Source organism: Pseudoalteromonas sp. S2755, from assembly GCF_005886535.1.
GTDB lineage: Bacteria > Pseudomonadota > Gammaproteobacteria > Enterobacterales > Alteromonadaceae > Pseudoalteromonas.
This window is the reverse complement of sequence record NZ_PNDS01000046.1, coordinates 112,096-122,181: the sequence shown is the minus strand read 5'-3', so window position 1 is coordinate 122,181 and position 10,086 is coordinate 112,096. Positions and strand designations below refer to the sequence as shown.

Annotated in this window: 10 protein-coding genes and 1 pseudogene; 1 reads left to right on the top strand and 10 read right to left on the bottom strand. The window is 42.9% G+C overall.

All coding sequences use genetic code 11. The features are described from left to right. Positions 1-77: 77 nt before the first annotated feature. From CWC03_RS09545 to CWC03_RS09535, 3 genes and pseudogenes are all read right to left on the bottom strand, one after another. Positions 78-1,382 carry an NAD(P)/FAD-dependent oxidoreductase gene (locus tag CWC03_RS09545; protein WP_138581726.1) on the bottom strand — a complete coding sequence of 435 codons (1,305 nt, stop codon included), beginning with the start codon at positions 1,380-1,382 and terminating at the stop codon, positions 78-80. A gap of 213 nt (positions 1,383-1,595) precedes the next feature. Next, positions 1,596-1,940 (bottom strand): annotated as a pseudogene (locus tag CWC03_RS09540) (amidohydrolase family protein); the annotation flags it as partial. Positions 1,941-2,032: 92 nt separating this feature from the next. Beyond that, the gene (locus tag CWC03_RS09535; protein ID WP_138581715.1) at positions 2,033-3,778 is read right to left on the bottom strand and encodes an MFS transporter; all 1,746 of its coding nucleotides are present in this window, start codon (positions 3,776-3,778) and stop codon (positions 2,033-2,035) included. Positions 3,779-3,852: 74 nt separating this feature from the next. Between CWC03_RS09535 and CWC03_RS09530 the strand changes: the two genes are divergently transcribed. Then, positions 3,853-6,267, top strand: coding sequence for a hypothetical protein (locus CWC03_RS09530; protein ID WP_138581713.1), 2,415 nt, complete (start codon positions 3,853-3,855; stop codon positions 6,265-6,267). Positions 6,268-6,379: 112 nt separating this feature from the next. Here the strand turns inward: CWC03_RS09530 and CWC03_RS09525 are convergent, their stop codons facing one another. From CWC03_RS09525 to CWC03_RS09495, 7 genes are read right to left on the bottom strand one after another with little or no spacing between them, the layout of a single operon-like run. Continuing rightward, positions 6,380-6,913: a GrpB family protein gene (locus CWC03_RS09525; RefSeq protein WP_138581711.1), complete on the bottom strand. Its 534-nt coding sequence runs from the start codon at positions 6,911-6,913 to the stop codon at positions 6,380-6,382. A 31-nt stretch (positions 6,914-6,944) separates the two neighbouring features. Continuing rightward, entirely contained in the window at positions 6,945-7,493 is a 549-nt protein-coding gene (locus CWC03_RS09520; protein ID WP_138581709.1) for an HPP family protein, read from the bottom strand. 31 nt (positions 7,494-7,524) lie between these two features. Beyond that, positions 7,525-7,920 (bottom strand): ACT domain-containing protein, encoded by a 396-nt coding sequence (locus CWC03_RS09515; protein WP_138581707.1) that lies wholly within the window; start codon positions 7,918-7,920, stop codon positions 7,525-7,527. Continuing rightward, on the bottom strand, positions 7,917-8,354 hold the full coding sequence (locus tag CWC03_RS09510) for a GFA family protein (protein WP_138581705.1): 438 nt from the start codon (positions 8,352-8,354) through the stop codon (positions 7,917-7,919). The genes CWC03_RS09515 and CWC03_RS09510 overlap by 4 nt, the downstream gene beginning before the upstream one ends. A gap of 2 nt (positions 8,355-8,356) precedes the next feature. After that, positions 8,357-8,815 (bottom strand): YaiI/YqxD family protein, encoded by a 459-nt coding sequence (locus tag CWC03_RS09505; RefSeq protein WP_128726317.1) that lies wholly within the window; start codon positions 8,813-8,815, stop codon positions 8,357-8,359. Positions 8,816-8,856: 41 nt separating this feature from the next. Further along, the gene (locus CWC03_RS09500; RefSeq protein WP_249313993.1) at positions 8,857-9,294 is read right to left on the bottom strand and encodes a GNAT family N-acetyltransferase; all 438 of its coding nucleotides are present in this window, start codon (positions 9,292-9,294) and stop codon (positions 8,857-8,859) included. Then, positions 9,284-10,081 carry a PhzF family phenazine biosynthesis protein gene (locus CWC03_RS09495; protein ID WP_138581701.1) on the bottom strand — a complete coding sequence of 266 codons (798 nt, stop codon included), beginning with the start codon at positions 10,079-10,081 and terminating at the stop codon, positions 9,284-9,286. Before CWC03_RS09495 ends, CWC03_RS09500 begins: the two co-directional genes overlap by 11 nt. Positions 10,082-10,086: the final 5 nt, after the last annotated feature.

Genomic DNA, 10,086 nt, shown 5'->3' with positions numbered 1-10,086 from the left:
AACGAAGCTAATATGCTATTTCACCCTTCAAATTGATTAGAGAATTAATTCAATTGGTATAATATAGCAAACTAGGTTTAATGCAGTTTCATTTTTGGCCGTACCACTCTAAGCACCTTTTCGCTTATCCATAGTGCAAAAGTTTTTGCGATACCATGGATTGCGCGCTGATGCATTCTATACAACGAGATGTACATGAATCGCGCTATCTTACCTTCAATAAAAAAGCTATTGCTGGTTAGGTTTCCCATTAAACTACCAACGGTGCTATAACGAGATAAATTCACTAAAGAGCCGTGGTCACTATAGGTAAACTCGTGCAAAGATTGATTTTTTAATGCTGCGATTAGATTTTTCTCTACACATTGCGCCATTTGATGGGCGGACTGAGCACGCGGCGGCACTTGAGTACCATCCGCTTGGGTAAATGCGCAGCAATCACCGATGACATAAATATGCTCATCTACACTGCTTTGTAAGTATTGATTTACCTTAATTTGATTATTGCGAGTAAGCTCGAACAGCCCAATCTCTTTAATAAAGTCAGGTGCTTTTACCCCCGCAGCCCACACTTTGATGTCTGCCTTTAGCTGCTCATCTTCTTTAGTAATAAAACTGTCTTCAGTTGCCTGCTTTACTTGGGTACCTTCTCGCACCGTGACACCTAGCTTCACCAGCTCCCGTTTAGCTGAATTGGCAATACGCTCAGGGAGTGCTGGTAATATTCGAGGACCTGCTTCTATTAAATCGATACGAAGGCGTTTGGCAGTCATTTTATTCAGCCCGTACATTTTCAACATGTCAGACACATGATACAGCTCAGCAGAAAGCTCAACGCCTGTAGCACCACCACCAACAATGCCAATAGTTAACGAATGCTTCTGATCATCGTCTTGATGTAAGCGTGTAAAGTTATCGAGAAGTGCATGCTGAAATCGCTCAGCTTGCTGATTTGAATCGAGAAAGAAGCAGTGTTCCTTGACCCCTGGAGTATTAAAATCATTGCTAATACTACCAATAGCAAGCACTAAATAGTCATAGTTGACTTGTCGCTCTGGGAGAATACGATGACCGAGTTCGTCTCTTAGCTCGCTCAGCGTGATGGTGTTATTGATTGAGTCTACGTGGCTAAAACTGCCGAGTTGAAACTGATAATAATGCTTTGCCGCATGAGCAGAATAAACCACACCATCTAAGTCAGCGTCAATAGATCCTGTCGCGACTTCATGGAGCAGCGGCTTCCAAATATGGCTACGATTTTTATCAATTAATAAGATTTCTGCTTGGCGCTTTTTCCCGAGTTTATGTCCTAGCTGTGTAGCCAACTCTAAACCACCAGCACCACCACCGACTATCACGATTTTAGGAAGTTGCGTATTCATCATGTTGCCCTTAAAAGTATAATACTTAAGTACTCTAGGGTCTTAGAAAAGCACTTAGGTATTTCAAATCCATCATGAAATACCTTGTTTGGCAACACTTGCTATTGTGCGCCTTTTTAGCTTGTTTGTCAGCGGATAATGCCAAAATTTATCGCCAGTTGCTCAAAGTTCGAGGGCGTAGCTGTTAAAAAGCATTAGCTGCTGAGCATTTGGTTATTGCTTCTCTACTTTGCCATCTTTCATAACAAAAGTGACTTTTTCCATCATGCTAATGTCTTTAAGTGGATTGCCTTTAACCGCAGTAATATCAGCAAGTTTCCCCGCCTCAAGCGAGCCTAGTTGTGTATTTTGTTTCAGTAACGTCGCGGAGTTAATAGCAGCGTTCTGCAAAGCCCGTAGCTCAGCCATACCAAATTTCACCATATGGTTAAACTGCTTGCCATTTTCGCCGTGAGAATAAACGCCAGCGTCAGAGCCAAACACCATATTCACGCCCGCTTTTACCGCTTTTGTGAAACTGGTACGCTGAGTAGCACCAGCTTTACGCTCATGAGTTAGGAGGTTGTTGTCACAATGGCCGCCAGTGCTCCCAAGTGAAGGGCTTGCAAACAAACCGATCGCGACCAATAACCGTTCCCATTTCAATAAAGCTATGTTTTTCTGTCTATTATCACTTTGTTAAACCAGAATAATGCAATGGCGGTTATAAATGCGATAGCGGCAAATAGCCCCCACATTAACTCTGGTGCCGCCATTTCTTGCACCAACACTTTATAGCTCCAACCAGATAAAAATCCAGCAAATAAGAAGCCCAACGCCATAGAAACAAAGTAGTACCCCATATACAACGCAGCTTGAGATTGAGGCGCGATACTCGCGACATACTCTTGGCTTTTAGGAGAGGCAAGCATTTCACCAAGCGCGATAAGCAATATGACAGTGACAATGAGCTGACCGCTTAACCAGTCGCTATCGCTAAGTAATGCGATAAACGCAACCGCCATCACCAGTAAGCCTGTGACTAACACATAAAATGGTCTAAATCGCTGACAGAGAAAGCTCACCAAAATTTGTGCGACCACGATCGCTGCAAAGTCTAAGTTGATGAGATACTCAGGATTGATTTGACGATATTGTACGAGTTGCTTAGCAAGGGCTTGCGCTTGGTGCTGTGAAAGAGCCTGTCCATTATCATGAAGCGCATTTAGCGTTTGTAGTATCAACTGTATTTGCTCATGGGGGACATTCACTTTGAGGTGAACCCATTCCAGCCTAATGGTTTCAATGGATACCGCGCCACTTTCCTTAAGCTCATTGAACAGCGTAAAAATAGCAGCAGTTAACTTATCAATATCAACATGCGCTAAAAACGCGACGCTAGAATCGCCAAACCACGCCAATATATCTCGGGTATCTGCATAATCACGGATATACACAGGTAAAGTATAAAACAGCTGATTATAAACTGTCCAAAAGCCTGCAAGGATCAGCAAATATAACGCAAACGGCAGGTTACTCACCTTCATCGGTTGTTGCCACCATGCTTTAGTCGACGCTCGATTTATGAGTACTCTGTCCCACACCCAGTTAGCTACTAACCATATTGCAATCCAAGTAAACGCTTGATTGTAGTTAGCAAACCCAACGCCTGCCGACATCAATATTGCCAGTGAGACAAACAGCGTAAGTGCTAAACGTGTATTACCCAGCACCGACTGCGCGGTTTTTAATACTTGAGTAAGAGATTGCTTAGTTTTAGGTAATGTTTGGGGGTCTTTGTAAAATAACATCAAGGGAATAAAGTTTATGGCAATCCAAATCGCCGACATCATAAATACTGCATCCCAACTAATGGCGCGCATATATCCCGCGACCAATGGGCCTAAAAAGCCACCAATATTCACCATGGTATAAAAGATCCCAAATCCAAGACCACGATTACCATCGTTTGTACTGTGGCTGACGGTGCCAACGACCACAGGTTTAAAGCAAGCGGCACCCAGCGCAACAAAGCTCAGCGCAGCAAAAAACGGCCAAAAACTCTGAGCCTGTCCCAATAAGTAATAACTTGGCGTCATGACCAAAAATGCAAAAAAGAACATCTTTTTATACCCGACACGATCTCCTAACGCACCAGTTACAACAGGCAAAAGATATAAAAAGAAGGGAATAATCCCCTGTACTGCGCCACGCTCTATATCAGTAAAACCAATACCGCCTTGCGACTTTGGTGTTGTCATATAAATTGATGACACGGCGAAAAAGCCATACCAAGCGAGTCGTTCAAATATTTCCATGATATTTGCAATGTAAAAAGTTCGACCAAACCCAGACGGCGACGTTGACCGCTTTGCCTCATTAAGATCTGGTTCACACCACTGCTGCTGATTTTGCATAATGACAATACCTGTTATCTTTGTTATTTTATATTGCATACAATATACACAAATAAAAACGAGAGAAAAGTACCATGTCTTTATTTTATCTATTCCATACCTTTTATCGGCGAATCCCCTCTATGCAAAAGCCGCGGCTAGGATTTACTCCTCTAATTGCAATACTTGTTTTACTCAGCGGATGTAAAGCTACGCGAAGCGATATTGCCGCTATTCCTAGCCCCGCTGATATGCGCTCTGAAATAAGCGTTAATGGTCGAGTCAGCACGTTGAGACACATTGACATCCAACATGTTGGTAAACAAATTCCGCTGACTTATAGCGATGGAAAAATAGCTAACTCGCGGGGATATGACTGGTGGGTGAGTAAACATTTTGCGCTAAAAAGTGACTTTCCTGAGGACAAAGTAAAACTCTATTTAGAATTATTAGAAATGTCTTACCCTCACTATGTTGAATTGTTTGGTATGGTGCCTGCAGCGATTGATAAAAAGAGAATTGCTGTCGTTTATGGCAGTTCACGCCAACGTACAAAAGAAGCCATGCTGGACGACGGTTTTTTGCGAGGCGTACATAAAACGGCTGGTGGCGAAACCATGTTTTATAACCGTGCAGGATATAACTTTCCGAGTCATCGCCAACATCACCAGCGCTATATCGTGATCCATGAAACCATGCATGCGTTTCATATGGCACTGAACGGTCACTCAACTTGGGCACCCAATTGGATCACTGAGGGGATGGCAGATGCCATCGCAAGCCACGTATATGATCCAAATAAAAAACAGTTAACTGTGATGGTTTTCGACCGAGCTCCAATGAATTATCTGCACTTGGGTTTACAGCAATATCACCAAAATGGCCAGCCATCTTTCGAAGCAATCAATGATGATCCATCACTCAAACGCGGGCTCAACTTTTTTATCGTACATTTCTTATTGAGCGCTCCTGAACGCTATCAATATTTTAAACGCTTTATTGCTAAATTAATGGACGCAAACCCTCACTCTGAAGACACCTTGCCAACTGCCAATGCACTCTTAAAGCAGACCTTCCCCAATTGGCCCCTGCTTGAACAGCAGTTTGCAGCGTTTGTGCGCTCTGCCACGCCAAGTTTTTATATTGTCGATGGGCCTTGGGAGCAAAACGGTGCCACATATTGGCTCAGAAATACCGAAAGCAAAACACTTAATCGTCTCGATATTCATCCAAACTTTTCTTCAATGCATGCGGTGATGGATTTTCCCGCACCGGATAAAACACCTCTAATCAACTCACTTGATGATAATAGTGTTGCAGCACTAATCGACTTTGAGCCAGAGCAAGTTAAACGCGGGGAAATTGGCGTTGCGTTAATCACAGAGTTAACAGCCGAAAGCTCGGATGCGCGTATTGGACGCGTTAAAGTTGAAGAAGTTGATTATAGTAATGACAACCTACTGCAATTTACCCTTAAAGAAGGAGTAAAGTTAACAGTTTCTAGCAATCAAGCATTGTTTCCTGCAAAGTCTATCGCACTGCTGCCGCAATTACGCATGGATATCAAGCAGTATCATCAACTTGCCCTCACGCTTTCAAAGCAAAACGATGCGATCCTTATTAAAATGAAAACACAACACCATGAGCAACTGGCTAGGTTACAGTTGAACCAAATCGACATTTCAGCGCTTAGCTTGCAAAAAATCAGTCTTCTTGGTCGAAATAATAATCATAGAATAGCGCCCTACTTTGCCGCACATAAATACTTGATCACGAATGAACAAACCACTAATCCTTGGCACTTTAACGATGCACCTTTACTTCGCAGAGCTTTTAACACTTGTGTGGAATATAGCGCTCAGCTAAGTGACTGTATGACCCCACTTCGCGAAATATTTAGCAAGCAGAAATCAAGGACAGTCACTCAAACTGAGAATAAAACCCTCAAGCGCTTGATGCAGCAATGGCAATCAACACTTGGCGACGATGCGCTCTTTACGCTAAGTGGTATCAACATCCAGGACTATTTTTCTGATGGAATGCACTATCTTTACATCAACAATCCCAGTACCCATGATATTTCGCTAATTTACGGTAACTACAAAAAAACTCTAGCTTCAGGTGAACACCGTGTTCTGTTGCCAAAACATACCTTTCAAAACTTAGTGATTGGTTGGAATGGGCTAACACAACATAAATCTCTTCTAACGCCAGAGAAGTCTTTTGATGGAGTAAAAATGGAAGTCACTATTCAGGACAATATATCCATCACGCTAATCGGCCCCTATTCAGGTGCATCGAGTGGCACATTACACGTCGGTTTTACCCCATTCCACTCATTCAAAAATGATGAGCCTCTTTGGCAACTGCCCGTCACCTTTGCACCTTATGAAAGTAAAACTTTTAACGTAGATAAGCTGCAGGGACTAAAGGATGGATTACTTGAGATCACGGGTGAGTTTAACGTTGATGGTGAGCCAATTAGGCTGGTTAAAATAATCAATTTGTAGAAACAATTAATTGGTAATCTGCAAAGCCAAATAAAATAGAGCTGTTAGTGTTAGGTCTTATTCATTGTCCTCACACTTACAGCTATAAAGATCTGATTTATGCGAACATAAGTTAATTAAAGTGGATGTCCTTTAAAGTACGCTTTACAAATGGTGCTTTAGCTTTTCCGTACTCATCTTGAGAGGCTATACCTTGCGCTATTACTAACTGCTTCTGAGCTTCATACTCCGCACGAGCGTCAGGGTGACTAAGCATATAAGCTTTAAATTTTTCTTGCTTTATATGTTCTTCACTCCCCTTTTCGATAGCATGAGCATGCACTTGAAACAACTCACCTTGATACATCACCGCGATGTCTTTTCTCGGACGAGTATCAGGAAATGGATTATCGCTGTGCTGGTCTTTAAAGCCTAAATTTTTTAGATGTTCAACAGCTTGTGTTAATTGCCCGGGATTGTATAACACAGAGATATCGATGATCCCTTTACCAGCAACCTTAAAAGAGCTTGAACCAAAGTGTAGCAATTCAAGTTCAGGGTGTGCTAATGCCACCATCACTTCTTCTGCCACTTCAACAAATATTTCACGCCATGGATTAAAGCTAGCTGGGACTAATTGGTAGGGGACGAATTCAATTTTTGACATGCCTGTCCTTTTAAATTTTTATATAAAATAGTCATAACCAATAAACGGGGTAATGCCGCTTGGGGTTACGCGACATATTGTTTACAGACAGCGCGACCAATAACATCAGCACAGCCCCCACTAACACGGGATAAAATGCATACATATATCCCAGGTTATGAACAGACTCACCACCAATAATGGCAATTAGCGCAGTCGCGCCACCGGGTGGATGTAAAGTTCGAGTAAAGTGCATCACGACAATTGAAAGCGATACCGCAAGCGGTGCTGCAAACAGACTCTCTCCTCCAAGCAAAATAAAGATACTCACGCCGAGTAAAGCCGAAAAGAAATGCCCGCCCAGTAAATTCCTCGGTTGTGAGAACTCTGCCATAGGAGCGCCATAGAGTAAAACGGCAGTTGCACCAAAAGAGCCAATGAGCAATGCGCTGCCAACACCATACGGTAAAGCGAGGTTAGAAATCACCGTAATCAACAAGATCCCCACCATTGCACCAACCCAAGACCAAAGGATTTTCTTAAGCGGCTTTCTCGGTGGGCACACACCTTTGGAGGCCATTCTTTTAAAGTAAACTTTCATGCTACCTAACAATCTTCAATATTTATCAGTGTCAATTTGCCAACGTTTGTATCGCGTGTACCGCCCGCTTAGCATCGTTTACAGGCACAAAAATATGATCATGATAGAAGCCCGCAATTACATTCGCGCTAATATCAACATCTTTTAGCGCATTGGAAAATGCGGCAGTTAACCCCACGGCTTCTAAGCTCGAATGCACTTGCAAGGTAATTTTATTCATCACGCAGCTGTAACCCAATTCGTGCTCGTCTGCCATTTGCTTGGTGACCACCAGCGTTAACCCTTCGCGCTCCATAAAAGTCGCAATTGGATTGAAAATCAAGCACTCAGCAAAGCTTTTTTGCACGGTACAAAATACATAAGGTGTTTCATCAAGCACTGGCGAAATGTCTTTTAATAATTGACATAAATCACTAATACCCGTCACAAATTACCTCCTGATGTTGTTGATAAATCGCGGTTAGGTTCAAATGCATCGTAACGAGGAAGCGGCGTGTCTAAGTCGTCCCAATTGGCTTTTGAAGAGACAAAATTATGTGATATTGGCCGCTCTTTGATATCCGAGTCCAAAATGCCAAGTCTTAACCTCACCCGCTTTGGATCGCTTTCATTCGAACTAAAAATTGGACTCGCACAATATTTGCAAAAATGGCGCTTTCTTCCAGGTTTAAATTCGAAGATGTTTAGTGCCTCTTCGCCACTGAGAATCACAAAATCACTCCACAGCACAAAGCCATTAGTCGCATAAGCTGTGCCTGTAGACTTACGACACAAAGAGCAATGACAATGAATGATATCGCTGATAGGCCCACGGATCTCAACTTGAACCGCTTTACACAAACAACTTGCCTTATAAGCCATACCTATCCCTTTGTGTTTCTGGTGATCCAAGTATCCAATTGATTTGCGAAATTTTGCTTATCAGCTTGAGACAAAGGCGGTGGCCCTTGAGTTTGTACGCCGCTGGCACGCATCGTGTCCATAAAGTCACGAATATTTAAGCGAGACTTTATGTTTTCTTTCGTCAGCAGTTCACCACGCGTGTTGAGTGCGGTGCACTTTTTCTCAATGACTTCATCAGCCAGTGGAATATCGCCGGTAATAACCAAATCACCTTCAGTAACGCGCTTCACGATTTCGTTATCCGCAATATCAAATCCCTTTGGGACTTGAAGCTTTTGAATAAAAGGAGACGGGGGCGTTTTTAGATATTGGTTTGCAACCAACGTAACCGTGGTAGAAGTGCGCACAGCTGCGCGAAAGAGCATTTCTTTTATCACCACGGGACAGGCATCCGCATCTACCCATATTTGTTTTGCCATAACAACTCTTTTAAATTTAAATTGTCTAGAGAATACTAAATTTAGGGATTAGGTTCACGCCTAAAATGAAACTCATGTGCATCGTCATCAAACTGCACAAATCCCAACTTTTCGTATAAACGCTTCGCGGGATTCGCTTTGAGCACCGTCAATACCCAAGGCAATGTTGAGTAGGTTTCTATCAAGCTTTTAATGACTTGCGCACCGAGCCCCTTTCCTTGTTGCTGGGGCTCTATTTGCAGCTGAAAGAGGTAATAGTCATATTCACGTTGCTTAAACTTAGCCAAGCCAACACACTTTTCGTTCGCGTGTATCAGATATGAGCTTGAGTATTCGTATAATACTCGGGCTTTATGTTCAGCTTCAGTCAAAAACAGTCCGGCATTTTCTAAGTGCGGCACCATGGTCGCTTTACGCAGCGCCACTAGGTAGTCAAAGTCGCTGTCTTTTGCCTTTATAAAGCGAATTTTATTTGTCATCAACTTCAAACATTCCTTTTGCGTAAAGTACACCAAACCCAGACACGATGACATTCGTATCCGTCACTTCACAAAAGAGCTCACCGCCCCGCTTTGAAGCCTGATGTGCAAGAAGCTTCTGCTTGTTTAGCATTTTAGCCCAGTACGGCGCTAACCCAGCATGAATTGAACCAGTAACCGGATCTTCATCTCCCCCATTGGCGGGCCAAAAGTAGCGCGATACAAAATCAACTTCATCGCCTTTTGCTGTCACCACAACATCAAAAGGCGCAAGAATTTTCAGTTTGTCGCTGTCGTACTCACAACTACGAACTTGCTGCTCAGTCTCAACAATCACAAAGTATGCTTGACGATTTTTAAGTACCTGCGTCGTTGTTACGTTAAGCCCTTCCAGCAGTGCGTCGGGCGCTTCAGCTAACTCAGGGGCTAAGCTCGGAAACTCCATCACAATGCGACCATCAGCCTCCTGCTTAACAGTGAGTGTCCCGACTTCTTGGGTTTGAAATTTTATCTCACCTGATTTTCTCTTGTGATTGAAAAGTACATACGCAGCGGCGAGCGTTGCATGACCACAAAAGTCAATTTCAGTTATTGGAGAAAACCACCGGATCTCATAATGATTGTTACCAATCGACTTCAAAAAGGCGGTTTCGGAAAGGTTATTTTCGATGGCTATCTGCTGCATTAGAGCGTCGCTAAGCCAATTTTCAACCTCAACGATTGCAGCGTTGTTACCACCGAAACGTTTACGCGTAAATGCGTCAACCACAAAATACTCAACTTGCATCTTTT